Here is a 12,079-nt window from a genome sequence, read left to right on the forward strand (position 1 = left end):
CGCACAGGTTCACGCCATTGCGGAACTGCTTGGAGCAGTCCGGCTGCGGCGGCGGGGGCGGCGCGGGCGGGGCAGCCGGGGCCGGCACGGAGCCGATCTTGGCCACGATGCTGAAGCCCAGGAACCAGTCGCCATAGCCGTTCTTCGCCGGCTGGGTCTTGTCGTCCCAGTCATACCGGTAGCCCGCTTCCACGCGGAAATCCGCGCTGTCGGTGATCGACTTGGACACGCCTACGCCTGCTTCGGCGGCGGGCGCCCAATCACGGTTCAGCGGATTGTGGTGGTAGCTGCCCATCACGCCGCCCAGCAGGTACGGACGCCACGCGTTGGCATCGCCGAAGAAATAACGTGCCGACACGCCGTAGTTGTTGCTCGACCAGGTGTTGCCCTGGCCAAACACGTTCGAGTCGCCCTTGCGCTTGGTGCGATCGATGAACAGCTCGACGGCAACGTTCGGGCTGATGAATTTGCCTACCGACAGCCCGTAGTAGATCTGGCGGCTGCGCGTATTGCGATCGGTGTCGTTGTAGTAGCCGCCCACCGTCGGGGCAACGTACCAGCGATCATCAAAGCCATTCGGCCACGCCGGCGCATTGCTGCTGGCCGTGCTGCTGCCCGCAGCCGTGTTGTCCTGCGCATGAACGGCGGCGACGCCACCCAGCGCAAGCGCGATCAGAAAATACAGGCCCTTACGTTTCATCAGGTGTTCTCCTCATTTCTTAATGTGTAGGGCATTCATCCCGCCAAGCCAAATCGCTGTAGACGCGCCACCATTGCGGCACAGGACTCGTACGATGGCCAACGCCCGGCGCGGGCGAGTTTAACAAGTTTTAAACGACATGCAAAATGATCGCTAACTGCCTGTCAGCCCACAGTCTGCCTGCCCCCGCGACGACGCCAACCCGGCTCGGCCCCTGGGTCGAACCGGGTCTTGAACCCATGGCTTAAGATTTTCTGCTCTTCATGTCATCACAGCGTGAAGAGACCGAGGAAATCCTGGATCGGCATGGCATCCAGCGTGGCCGGATCGGCCGTTGCGTCCAGGATGGCCTTCACCTTGTGCGACGGCAGGTGGCCGCGCATGGCCGCCTCGAACTTCTTCAGCAGTACCGGGATGCCCTCGGCGCGGCGCTTGCGATGGCCGATCGGGTAGTCGATGGACACCTTCTCGGTGCTGCTGCCGTCCTTGAAGAACACCTGCACGGCATTGCCGATGTAACGCTTCTCGGGATCGAAGTAGTCCTTGGTGAACTGCGGGTTCTCGGTGACCGACATTTTCTCGCGCAGCGCATCGATGCGCGGATCGGCAGCGACGTCGTCGTTGTAGTCATCCGCGGTGAGGCGGCCGAAGATCAGCGGCAGGGCCACCATGTACTGGATGCAGTGATCGCGATCGGCGTAATTGGCCAACGGGCCGGTCTTGTCGATGATGCGGCAGCCGGCTTCCTGCGTTTCGATCACCACCTTCTCGATCCGGTCGAGCTTGCCGGCGACCTGCGCGTGCAGCTTCATGGCGCACTCCACCGCGGTCTGCGCGTGGAACTCGGCCGGGAAGCTGATTTTGAACAGCACGTTCTCCATCACGTAGCTGCCGAACGGGCGCTCGAACTCGAACGGCTTGCCCTTGAACGCCACGTCGTAATAACCCCAGGTCTTGGCCGTGAGCGCGGAGGGATAACCCACCACGCCGCGGTAGACCGCATTGATGGCGTGGGTAACGGCGCGGCGGCAGGCGTCGCCGGCTGCCCAGCTCTTGCGCGGCCCGGTATTGGGCGCGTGGCGATACGTGCGCAGCGCGCCGTTGTCGATCCAGCTGTGCGATACGGCGGTGGTGATCTGCTCCTTGCTGCCGCCCAGCATCGCGGTAGCGACCGCGGTGGAAGCCAGACGCACCAGGATCACATGATCCTGGCCGACGCGGTTGTAGCTGTTGAGTAGCGCATAGCAACCCTGGATTTCGTGCGCCTTGATCGCATAGGCCAGCACGTCGCGTACGGTCAGCGCCGTGCCGCCTTCGCGCTCGGCCTTGCGGCTCAGGTAATCGGCCACGGCCAGGATCGCGCCCAGATTGTCGGACGGATGGCCCCACTCGGCGGCCAGCCACGTATCGTTGAAATCCAGCCAGCGGATCTGCGTGCCGATGGCGAACGCCGCCTGCACCGGATCAAGCTCATGGCTGGTGCCCGGCACGCGCGCACCGCCTGGCAACGTCGCACCCGGCACCACCGGTCCGAGATGCTTCACGCATTCGGGAAACTTCATCGCCATCATCGCGGTGGCCAGCGAATCGAGCAGCATGTAGCGCGCGGTGTCATACGCCTCGGTGGAATCGATCCGGTAGTCGGCGACGTAGTTGGCAATGTCGACCATCGGTTGATCGGGATCGGGACGCTTGGCAGAACGGATGTCGTGCGCGCTCATGGGGATCTCGCGGTAAGGGAAAAGCGAAATTGTAACGGGGAACACCAAGTTGAGACATGCTGCAAGCGCTGCATGCGCTTGACCCACCCTGCTCCGCCACTCAGAATCCCGCGAACCACCCCAAAGGGGAGTAGTTCCGGATGCGGCCAGCCGCATCCGCGCGGCGATCGTCATCACGAGCGAAGCATCGCTCCGGGCGCCGCGGCGGCCTGAAGGCCGGGAACGAGACTTTTGCGGTGATGACGGGGCTGGCGTGCGTCCCGTCGTCGCCGCTTGAGTCCCGCACGCCCAGGAACCCGGCATGACGCTCCCCACCCATCTGCTTTCTGATCTGCTCACCATCATCCTGCTGGATCTGGTCCTGGCCGGCGACAACGCGATCGTGATCGCGCTCGCCGCGCGCAACCTTCCTCACGCCTTGCAAAAACGTGCGGTGATTTGGGGCACCCTGGGCGCGATTGCCGTGCGCATTGCGCTGACGGTGATCGTCGTCTACCTGCTTGAACTGCCCGGACTGATGCTGGCCGGCGGGCTGCTGTTGCTGCCGATCGCGTGGAAGCTGCTCAAACCCGCGCAGGACGAACACGGCTCCGTTGCCGCCGCAGCGAGTTTCTGGTCGGCGCTGCGCACCATCATCGTGGCCGACGTGCTGATGGGCGTGGACAACGTGCTGGCCATTGCCGGCGCCGCGAAAGGACACATGGGCCTGGTGGTGATCGGCCTGTTGATCAGCATTCCGTTGGTGGTATGGGGTTCGACGCTGATCATCAAGCTGATCGAGCGTCTTCCCATCCTCATCTACGCCGGCGCCGCGGCCATCGCCTGGACGGGAGGCCGCATGATCAGTCACGAAACGCTATGGCGTGCGTGGTTCGATGCACATGGCTGGATGAAGCACGCGCTGGAAATCGGCCTGGCCGTCATCGTGTGCGGTGGCGGATACGTGATCAATCGGCGGCGACGGCTTGAGGCCTGATGCCCGGCGCGCCACACTGCGCGGCTATCTCGCCAGCATGGAGTTGTCATGAAGCTGTACTACATCCCCGGCGCCTGTTCGATGGCCGATCACATCGTGCTCGAATGGATCGGCAAGCCCTACGAGACGCAAGAGGTTGCGCGCGAGGCGCTGCGCTCGCCGGACTATCTGAAGATCAATCCCTCCGGACAGGTGCCGGCTCTCGCCATGGAAGAGGATTGGGTGCTCACCGAGAACGTCGCCATCCTCAATTACCTGATGGACCTTTCTCCGGAAGCAAAGCTCGACGGCCAGGGTTCGCCGCGCGAGCGCGCGGAAGTGAATCGCTGGCTGTGCTATCTCAATGTCGATGTGCATGGCGCCTTCAAGCCGTTGTTCCGTCCGCAACGCTTTATCGCCGACGAGTCCCAGCACGCCGCGGTGCAAGATATGGCACGCCAGCATCTGCGTACGCATTTCGAACGGCTGAATGCGCAGCTGGCCGACCGCGAGTGGCTGACCGGACATCGCTCGGTGGCCGATGCATACCTGTTCGTCGTGCTGCGCTGGGCCAAGCGCATGCAGGTGGCTCTCGGCGGGCTCGCGCACCTCGATGCGTTCTTCGCGCGGATGGAGACCGATGCCGGCGTGCAGGCGGCGATGAAGGCCGAGGGCGTTTGATCACTTTTGCGCACACATGCCCTCTCCCCATCGCGGAGAGGGCATGACGCCGTTCAAAACCGCACCCGCAAGTACACCGACGGACCATCCATTCGCATGGCGATATCGTCGTTGTAGGTGCGATGTCCTTGATGGATATGGATACGCGTGTAGTCGTACTCCGCACCAAAGCCAAGGTTCCGCCACGGAAACCACTCCAGGCCAAGTGCAGCATCGTAGATGTGCCCGCCCAGGTGATTGCCGTTCTTCTTTACGCCCGAGGCATTGATATACATGCGCAGATTGTTGCTGAACGCATGTCGCCATCCCAGCTGCAGCTCCGGCGCCCAGGCGCTCTGCGTGGTGGCCGTGGAGGCATAGGCGCTCGCCTGCCCGATAAACGGTCCATACACGGTTGCCTGCCCGCTGATGCCCGCATGCACGCGGTAATACGCGGCGCCGACGCCAATGCCGAACACATCGCTGCCATGTCCGAACCACCACTTGTAGGCGGCGCTGCCGAAATCGAAGTTCACCCGGCCTGTCACCGACGCCATCGCGCCAAAGATATTGCCGTCAAAGCCGACCGCCTTGTCGAGCGTCCGGGTTCGGCTTTGGTCGATCCGGTAATAGTCGAACGAAAAACCCTGGCTTTCACCCAGCAGAAAATCCAGGCGCGCCCGCGGCACCGTCTGGTGCGAAGGAAAGCCCAGATCATGCTGCAAATCGAGCTTTCCCTTCACCGCAGGATCGTTCAACCCGGCACTTACGGTGGTATTGGTGTCTGGCTCGTAAGCGCCGAGCCAGAGACTGAAGCGATCGAGCGCCGGCGAGATGTCCGGATTGCTGTTGTCAGCAAACGCCACGCCGGTCGCTGCGGCAAGTGCCATGGCAAGGCAGCAATGCGAAACACGAGTTGGGGCGGTACAACGCACGATGACACTCCTTCCCACGAGCGAACATGCCCAGAACGCGGCAGCATTCGCATGACATCAGGAGTGATCGATACTAGATACCGCCAGTGTGCAAACACCGTGCAAGGCGCGGCATTTTTTTGCGCACGCGAAACTGCGGCGTGCGCGTTCCGTAGCAGGCAGCGATGATCAAAACATCATCGGCACGCGGACGATCACCGTTGCATCCGGCGTATCGCGTGTCACGCCGACGCCCAGCGTGACATTCAAGGTTTGCTTGTCGTTGTAGCGGTACGAACCGCCAATCAGCAGCTGGCCCAGCCACACCTTGGTCGAGCCAGGCAGTTTTTGGCCGGATTCAGTGGTTCTGCCGATAAAGGTCTGGTCGTAGCCGATGCTGAGCGATGCCCTGTCGTTCAGCGCCATACCCATGCCAACGCTGACATCCCCCTCGTTGCCCATTTTCACGTTACCGAGAAATTGCTTGCCTCCCAGCAGGATGTTCTCGGAGACGTTATGCCGCTCGAGGTTGTACAGGTAACTGAAGTTGCCGAAGAACACCACCGGATCGGATGGCAGCAGCCAGGTCAGGCCTGGTTGCAACGTGTAGAAACCCGTGCCGGTCGGCTGCTGCACCGGCAAGCCGGTGCCGGTGAGATTCTGCACGCAACGCGTTACGCAATCGGTCACCACTTCGAAGGGATCCTTGCCGGTGCGCGACTTGAAGCGGAACCAGCCGATGTAATACGCCTTGTCCGCGCCACCATTGTTGATTTGGTAGCGCAACGTTGCCTCGATATCGCCAAGCCCTTTGCCGCTGGAACCGAACACGTTGTTCTCGGCCGAACCGGTCAGCACTTCGCGGCTCACCGTATCGGTATGCGTATCCACATAAGGAATACGCACTTCCAGTTCCATGCGATTGGTAATGCCATAGCGCCCCGTGAGAATCGCCGTCTGCGTCGTGCTGCGTACCTGGCGCACATCGATCAGGCCAATCAGGATGGCGGGAATGATGGTGTACCCAACCAATGCCACGCGATCGGCAGTGGAATAACCGAACTGATACGTCGGCTCCACCACGATCTTGCCGCGCGGCGTCAGCACGCCCGGTTGCTGGAAGATCGGCGCGACTTCCGGCGGGCGCGAGTTTTCTGCCGGGGCCTGGCCGACGGGTGCGGCGGGCGCGCCTTGTTGCGCCGCCTGCACATCAACGGCTGCATCCGGCGATGGCATCGGCAATGCCGCGGCACCCGATCCACCGGCAGCGATATTGCCGCCACGTTGGCGTGACAGCACGTCCATACCAACGGCATGGCGCAAGGACCGGTAATCGGCTTCTTGCTGCGCAAGCTGGCGTTGCAGCGCGTCGATCTGCGCGTGCATGGCCTGGATGCGGGCGTCCTGTTCCGCAAGCCGCTGGCGAATGGCTGGAGAGGAGGTGTCGTCCGCACTGGCCGCCGCATTCGATGCATCCTGCGATACCACCGCTCCGCTGAAAGCCATCAGGCTGGCGCAGCCGCCGGCATAAAGCCATGGCTTGAGGACATGCCTGGTTTTCCGATCCGTCCTGTTCTTCATGTTGTTCCCCCGGCGGATCTGCATCCGCTCGCATCAATGCGACAACGCCTGCAACTGTTGTGCGGTTTGCATGCTCTGCTGCAGCCCCTGGTTACGCATCGCGTCAAGCGCATTCACCGCCACGTTCAACGTAGTAAGGCTGCGAATAAGCTGATTGTTCACCGTGTTCTGGATCACCGTCGCCGCACTGGCTTGCGTGGTGGAAGCTGGAATGATGGTGCTGGTGACCATTGGCGTGTTCTGCAACGCACCCGCCCCACTGGTTTGCGTTGACGACGCACTACCGGCGCTGGCCGAGCCGACGTTGCCCACGGCACTGCTCGCTGCACCTGGTGCCAGCGCTTGCGTGACGGTCTGCGTCACCGTTTGCGCGACGGAAGCCGTGCCCGCCTGAGTCGTCATGGAGGGCGTGAACGTATTGCCAGAACCGACCTGCACGTCGATCGTGCCGAGGGCTTCGGCCAGTGATGTCGCCTGTTGTGCGGTGATATGCGCGATGTCAGGAATCGACACGTTGAGATAGGTGACGAGATTGCCGTCGACGTATACCGCTCGCTGGATGCCGAACGATACCTCCAGGCCATCGCCCAGATCGAAGCCACCGCGGATGGCGGCAAGGCTTTGCGTCGAAATCGGCAGGCCGAAGCCAACTGCCGGCGCGCGAGCCTGGGCATGCACCACACCGGCGCTTCCTGCCAAAACCAGCAAGCTCATCACGCGCAACGAGAGACCGGAACGTTTCATAAGGTCACCTCATATGTCGCCAGGTCCGTATTTGGGCATGGTGATCGTGTCCAGCCCGCGCCGGTCGACACCTAGCCCTAACGGGGCGAGCGGCGCATGGCGCCAGTCACTATCAGCGTTGAAGTGCGCCAGGTCGCGCCGGTTGTGGATGACGAATACCAACCCGTTTTTCCACAGCTGGTCGAAACGATCCTCAGGAATCGCGCGCGTACCGCGGGCGGGATCGCCGACCAGTACACGCCCATAGCGCACGCCCTTGATCACCACGAAATGGTGATAGCCCCGTTCTTCGATCAGCACGATCGCTGGCAGGTTGGCTTGTTGCAATTGCTGCAAGCTGGCGTGGAAGCCATCGGCTTGGAAACCGATGCTTTCCAGGTAAAGCTTGATATCCAGCAGCGAGAAGCCTTCCTTGTTGATCTTCCTGCGGTCGCCGTGCACATACATCTGCTCGAATACGATCTGCTCGTTGACCGGATAGTTGTATTGGTAGGTCAACAACGTTGCCACGGCAGCCGAGCCGCAACTGAAGTCGTATCTCTGATGAATCGTGTTGCGATACTTCGCTTCCTTCAGCGTGGTGATGTGCAGCCGATAGGTCTGCCCGGCGTTGTCGTTGAGTGCCATGTTGCCTGCATGCAGCACGGGCGCTGCAGCGAGCGCAACGAACATGACGGACGCTGGCAGCATGCGCTTCATGGTTTCAACTGCACATTGACGATCACGCCGGTCTGGATCAGCACGTTGTTGCCGGTGTTTTGCACCACCGACGGCAGGCCGGAGGCGCCATCCAGCGAATTGCCGCTGATCGAATTGGCGCCGGTGGTCAAATCTGAAGCGGTATTGCCGGTTACCGCGCCGGTGATGGTTTGATTGTTCTGCACCAGACTGCCGCCGCTGTAATGCTGCAACGTGCTGGCAGTGACCGCTTGACCGAAACCATCCACCAGCGCTGGTGCGCTGGAAACATGCCGGGCGCCCGGCACATTGGCCGGCGGATCAGCCGCAAACGCTCCTCCCGTCGTGCACAACAGCGCCAGCCCTATTACGGGTGTTACACGAGCCATGGCACTTACTCCGTTGGTGTTTGGCGCATCGCCTACGACCACGTTCCCGCAGGCATAAACGACATGGCGGAGCGTTACCTGCCCCGCCATGCCGGTCAGTCGTACCTCAATGGCCGCCTACGGCCAGATTGGCCTGCACCGTCACGCCCTGCTGGATCAGCGCTGCTGCACCGCTGTTCTGCGCAATGGTCGTGATGCCTGCTGCTGCTGCGGCGGTACTGGTCATGCTATTGGCCATGTCGAAGGTGCCGGCATCTGCCGCCGTACTGCCACCATTGCCGCCATTGCCACCCGACGCGCCGCTGCCTGCGCCGCCCATGCTGGAGCCACCGTCACCGCCGCCTGCACCGTTACCGCCAGCGCTCGCCACCATGCCGCTGGTGCCGCCGGTCGATGAGCTGCTGCCGCTCGTGCCCGTTGCTGCACCGGCCGTATTCGAACCGCCCGTCGAAGTGCCGCTGCCCCCCGACGCATCGCCGCCCCTGCGACTGCCGTTGTCGCTGGCATCGCCGCCATCGCTGTGCGCACCTGCGCCCACGGCAGCACTGACGCCCAATGCATCACCACTGCTGGAGCCTGACCCGCCCGCGTGGCCGCTATGCGCGTAGGAATCGCCGCCGGATCCACCGCTGCCACCCTTGCCACTGTAGCTATTGCCACCCCAGCCGCTTCCGCCTTTACCGCCACTTCCACCGTTCGCGCTGCCCTTATCGGTCGCTACATTGCCGATGCCCCATACCGAGACGTCGGAAACCGCGCCGTTCAAGGTGGTATTGGCCACAGCGATGCTCTTATTGAAAGCGTCGTTGACCGATGAATAAGCAGTGCCACCGTTGTTGGCTGCGGAGGTGCCCATGCCATCGCTGTTGACATCGCCACTGTTGTCGCGGTCGTCACCGCTGGTGGTGACGGTCTTGGTATGCATGCTGTTGTTGGTATTGGAGTGCGTGCTGTTGTCGTTGTTCTGGTTGGAGTTGTCGTTGAACGAGTTGTGGTTGTGCTGGGCCATGGCCGGGAGAGCAAGTCCCAAGCCAAGCGTCAATGCCGTGAAAAGAAGAGTCTTGCGCATAAATATTCCTCCCGGAACGGATGCGATTGCCCCCTGCTTTTTTTGCTGTCACAGCGCTTAGGTATGGCAAACCGCATGCCACGCACGAAGATTCGCACGAGCTTACGGAGCCTTTATAAAAATCAATGCATTGCGCAGGCATTGAAGCGGCACGAAAAAATGGCGCAACGCTTGCTAGGTGCTACATGCGTGCAACAGTAGCGTCACAATCGCTTTCGCACAGGCATCTCATACGAAAATATGTGCCATCAAAACAACGTATTGCCATGCATCGACATCCACCTGGCCAGGTGTATCGGCCATGCAACAGTCCCGTCGATGCAAGCAACAAAAAAAGGGGCAAAACGCCCCTTTTTTTGATAGCCGCGACAATCAACTCAACGCTTTTCGATCGGCGTATACGTGCGGTCTTCCGGCCCGGTGTAATTAGCGCTAGGACGGATGATCTTGCCATCCTGGCGCTGCTCGATGACGTGCGCGCTCCAGCCGGACGTGCGCGCAATCACGAACAGCGGCGTGAACATGGCGGTGGGAACGCCCATCATGTGGTAGGCGCTGGCCGAGTACCAGTCGAGATTCGGGAACATCTTCTTCAGTTCCCACATCAGCTTTTCGATGCGCTCGGATACTTCGAACAAGATCGGGTTGCCACCTTCCGTGCAAAGCTTGCGCGAAATTTCCTTGATGATTTCGTTGCGCGGATCGGAGACGGTGTAAACCGGATGGCCGAAGCCGATGATGATTTCCTTGCGCTCCACGCGTGCACGGATATCGGTTTCTGCATCGTTCGCATTGCGATACCTGGCAATGATGTCCATGGCCACTTCATTCGCGCCGCCATGCTTCGGCCCGCGCAGCGCGCCGATCGCGCCGGTAATGGCCGAATACATGTCCGAACCGGTACCGGCGATCACGCGCGCGGTAAAGGTGGATGCATTGAACTCGTGCTCGGCATACAGCACCAGCGAGCGATCCAGCGACTGCGCATGCAGCTCGCTCGGCTTCTTGCCGTGCAACAGGTGCAGGAAGTGCGCGGCAACCGTTTCGTCTTCGGTTTCGGTTTCGATGCGCTTGCCGTTATGGCTGAAGTGATACCAGTACAGCAGCATGGAGCCGAAGCTGGCCATCAGGCGGTCGGCGATGTCGCGCGCGCCGGTCAGATTGTGGTCTTCCTTTTCCGGCAGCACGGTGCCCAGCACGGAGCATCCGGTACGCATCACGTCCATCGGGTGCGTGGCGGCGGGCAATAGCTCCAGTGCGCTCTTCACCGGCGCCGGCAGGCCGCGCAGGCGCTTCAATTTGGCCTTGTAGGCATTCAATTCGGCCCAGTTCGGCAGCACACCATGCACCAGCAGATAAGCCACTTCTTCAAAGCAGCCCTTGGCCGCCAGGTCATGAATGTCGTAGCCGCGATAATGCAGGTCATTGCCGCTGCGGCCGACCGTGCACAGCGCGGTATTGCCTGCCGCCACGCCGGACAGGGCAACGGATTTCTTCGGCTTGGGGGCAGTTGCGGATTGCTCGCTCATTGGTAGTGCTCCAGGGTGCGAAACATGGATCACAGCCGTTGGGAAAACGGCTGCGGGAAATTACTTCTTGCCGGCGAATAGCGCGTCGAGCTTCTTCTCGAAGTCGTGGTAGCCGATGCGGTCGTACAACTCCTCGCGCGTCTGCATCATGTCGACCACGTTGCGTTGGTGGCCATCGCGGCGGATGGCTTGATAGACCGTTTCGGCAGCCTTGTTCATGGCACGGAATGCCGACAACGGATACAGGACGATGCCCACGCCGGCACTGCGCAGTTCGTCGACACTGAACAACGGCGTGCTGCCGAATTCGGTGATGTTGGCGAGCACCGGCACTTTCACTGCATCAACAAAACGCTGATAGGTAGGCAGATCGTACGCGGCCTCGGCGAAGATGCCGTCCGCACCTGCTTCCACGCAGGCCAGCGCGCGCTCGATGGCGGCATCCACGCCTTCCACCGCAATCGCATCGGTACGCGCAATCAGAAAGAAGTTGGCATCGGTCTTGGCATCCGCTGCTGCTTTCACGCGATCGGCCATTTCACCGGCCGGCACGATTTCCTTGCCAGGACGATGGCCACAACGCTTGGCGCCTACCTGGTCTTCGATATGGCAAGCCGCCGCGCCGAACTTGATCAGGCTTTTCACGGTGCGCGCGATGTTGAAGGCGCTGGGACCAAAGCCGGTATCGATATCCACCATCAGCGGCAGATCGCAGACGTCGGTGATCCGACGCACGTCGGTGAGCACGTCATCCAGCGTATTGATGCCCAGATCCGGCATGCCCAGCGAACCTGCCGCCACACCGCCGCCGGACAGATAGATGGCGCGATACCCCGCCCGCTTGGCGAGCAAGGCATGATTGGCGTTGATGGCGCCGATCACCTGCAGGGGCTTTTCGGCGGCAAGCGCGGCGCGAAAGCGGCTGCCGGCAGAATCGAGCTGGGTCATTGCGTTTCTCCGAAACGGGAAATTGTATGCGATGTATCCGGGCGGCCATGTCGCGGCGCAGTAAGCATCTGCGGGGCTGCTGTATATCGAAGTGGCATGGCACATTGAGACGCCCATGCACGATCGACCGATGCGAAAGGAATCCTGGACGCACTGACGAACGCGATGGACGTCACTCTGTCACGGCAAAA

At 61.5% G+C, this 12,079-nt stretch carries 12 protein-coding genes; 2 read left to right on the plus strand and 10 right to left on the minus strand.

Annotated features, from left to right (window positions below; all coding sequences use genetic code 11):
- Both V7M64_RS14695 and V7M64_RS14700 read right to left on the minus strand, forming a co-directional pair.
- A partial coding sequence (locus V7M64_RS14695) for an outer membrane beta-barrel protein (RefSeq protein WP_333680057.1) occupies positions 1-700 on the minus strand: 700 nt, incomplete at its 3' end.
- A 269-nt stretch (positions 701-969) separates the two neighbouring features.
- On the minus strand, positions 970-2,421 hold the full coding sequence (locus V7M64_RS14700; RefSeq protein ID WP_333680059.1) for a bifunctional 2-methylcitrate dehydratase/aconitate hydratase: 1,452 nt from the start codon (positions 2,419-2,421) through the stop codon (positions 970-972).
- A gap of 301 nt (positions 2,422-2,722) precedes the next feature.
- On the opposite strand from V7M64_RS14700, the gene V7M64_RS14705 reads away from it, so the two are divergent.
- Together V7M64_RS14705 and V7M64_RS14710 are read left to right on the plus strand one after the other, a co-directional pair.
- Positions 2,723-3,397, plus strand: a complete 675-nt coding sequence (locus V7M64_RS14705; RefSeq protein ID WP_333680061.1) for a TerC family protein — start codon at positions 2,723-2,725, stop codon at positions 3,395-3,397.
- A gap of 48 nt (positions 3,398-3,445) precedes the next feature.
- Positions 3,446-4,057, plus strand: a complete 612-nt coding sequence (locus V7M64_RS14710; protein ID WP_333680063.1) for a glutathione binding-like protein — start codon at positions 3,446-3,448, stop codon at positions 4,055-4,057.
- 53 nt (positions 4,058-4,110) lie between these two features.
- Here the strand turns inward: V7M64_RS14710 and V7M64_RS14715 are convergent, their stop codons facing one another.
- The 8 genes from V7M64_RS14715 to prpB form a co-directional block, all read right to left on the minus strand.
- Positions 4,111-4,926 (minus strand): autotransporter outer membrane beta-barrel domain-containing protein, encoded by an 816-nt coding sequence (locus V7M64_RS14715; RefSeq protein ID WP_333680065.1) that lies wholly within the window; start codon positions 4,924-4,926, stop codon positions 4,111-4,113.
- 213 nt (positions 4,927-5,139) lie between these two features.
- The gene (locus tag V7M64_RS14720) at positions 5,140-6,531 is read right to left on the minus strand and encodes an acetate kinase (RefSeq protein ID WP_333680067.1); all 1,392 of its coding nucleotides are present in this window, start codon (positions 6,529-6,531) and stop codon (positions 5,140-5,142) included.
- Between the two features lie 33 nt (positions 6,532-6,564).
- Positions 6,565-7,275, minus strand: coding sequence for a hypothetical protein (locus V7M64_RS14725; RefSeq protein WP_333680069.1), 711 nt, complete (start codon positions 7,273-7,275; stop codon positions 6,565-6,567).
- Between the two features lie 9 nt (positions 7,276-7,284).
- Complete coding sequence (locus V7M64_RS14730; RefSeq protein WP_333680071.1) at positions 7,285-7,974, minus strand: C39 family peptidase; 690 nt, start codon at positions 7,972-7,974, stop codon at positions 7,285-7,287.
- Positions 7,971-8,342, minus strand: coding sequence for a hypothetical protein (locus V7M64_RS14735; RefSeq protein WP_333680073.1), 372 nt, complete (start codon positions 8,340-8,342; stop codon positions 7,971-7,973). The genes V7M64_RS14730 and V7M64_RS14735 overlap by 4 nt, the downstream gene beginning before the upstream one ends.
- 106 nt (positions 8,343-8,448) lie before the next feature.
- Positions 8,449-9,411, minus strand: a complete 963-nt coding sequence (locus tag V7M64_RS14740; protein ID WP_333680075.1) for a hypothetical protein — start codon at positions 9,409-9,411, stop codon at positions 8,449-8,451.
- A 377-nt stretch (positions 9,412-9,788) separates the two neighbouring features.
- On the minus strand, positions 9,789-10,940 hold the full coding sequence (prpC, locus tag V7M64_RS14745; protein ID WP_333680077.1) for a 2-methylcitrate synthase: 1,152 nt from the start codon (positions 10,938-10,940) through the stop codon (positions 9,789-9,791).
- A 60-nt stretch (positions 10,941-11,000) separates the two neighbouring features.
- On the minus strand, positions 11,001-11,888 hold the full coding sequence (gene prpB, locus V7M64_RS14750; protein WP_333680079.1) for a methylisocitrate lyase: 888 nt from the start codon (positions 11,886-11,888) through the stop codon (positions 11,001-11,003).
- Between the last annotated feature and the right edge of the window lie 191 nt (positions 11,889-12,079).

Source organism: Dyella sp. (assembly GCF_036746095.1).
GTDB lineage: Bacteria > Pseudomonadota > Gammaproteobacteria > Xanthomonadales > Rhodanobacteraceae > Dyella_B.

Excerpts from the sequence above, each read along its gene's own strand:
- V7M64_RS14700 (WP_333680059.1), bottom strand. The coding sequence starts at position 2,421 with ATGAGCGCGCACGACATCCGTTCTGCCAAGCGTCCCGATCCCGATCAA.
- V7M64_RS14705 (WP_333680061.1), top strand. The coding sequence starts at position 2,723 with ATGACGCTCCCCACCCATCTGCTTTCTGATCTGCTCACCATCATCCTG.
- V7M64_RS14710 (WP_333680063.1), top strand. The coding sequence starts at position 3,446 with ATGAAGCTGTACTACATCCCCGGCGCCTGTTCGATGGCCGATCACATC.
- V7M64_RS14715 (WP_333680065.1), bottom strand. The coding sequence starts at position 4,926 with ATGGCACTTGCCGCAGCGACCGGCGTGGCGTTTGCTGACAACAGCAAT.
- V7M64_RS14720 (WP_333680067.1), bottom strand. The coding sequence starts at position 6,531 with ATGAAGAACAGGACGGATCGGAAAACCAGGCATGTCCTCAAGCCATGG.
- V7M64_RS14725 (WP_333680069.1), bottom strand. The coding sequence starts at position 7,275 with ATGAAACGTTCCGGTCTCTCGTTGCGCGTGATGAGCTTGCTGGTTTTG.
- V7M64_RS14730 (WP_333680071.1), bottom strand. The coding sequence starts at position 7,974 with ATGAAGCGCATGCTGCCAGCGTCCGTCATGTTCGTTGCGCTCGCTGCA.
- V7M64_RS14735 (WP_333680073.1), bottom strand. The coding sequence starts at position 8,342 with ATGGCTCGTGTAACACCCGTAATAGGGCTGGCGCTGTTGTGCACGACG.
- V7M64_RS14740 (WP_333680075.1), bottom strand. The coding sequence starts at position 9,411 with ATGCGCAAGACTCTTCTTTTCACGGCATTGACGCTTGGCTTGGGACTT.
- prpC (WP_333680077.1), bottom strand. The coding sequence starts at position 10,940 with ATGAGCGAGCAATCCGCAACTGCCCCCAAGCCGAAGAAATCCGTTGCC.
- prpB (WP_333680079.1), bottom strand. The coding sequence starts at position 11,888 with ATGACCCAGCTCGATTCTGCCGGCAGCCGCTTTCGCGCCGCGCTTGCC.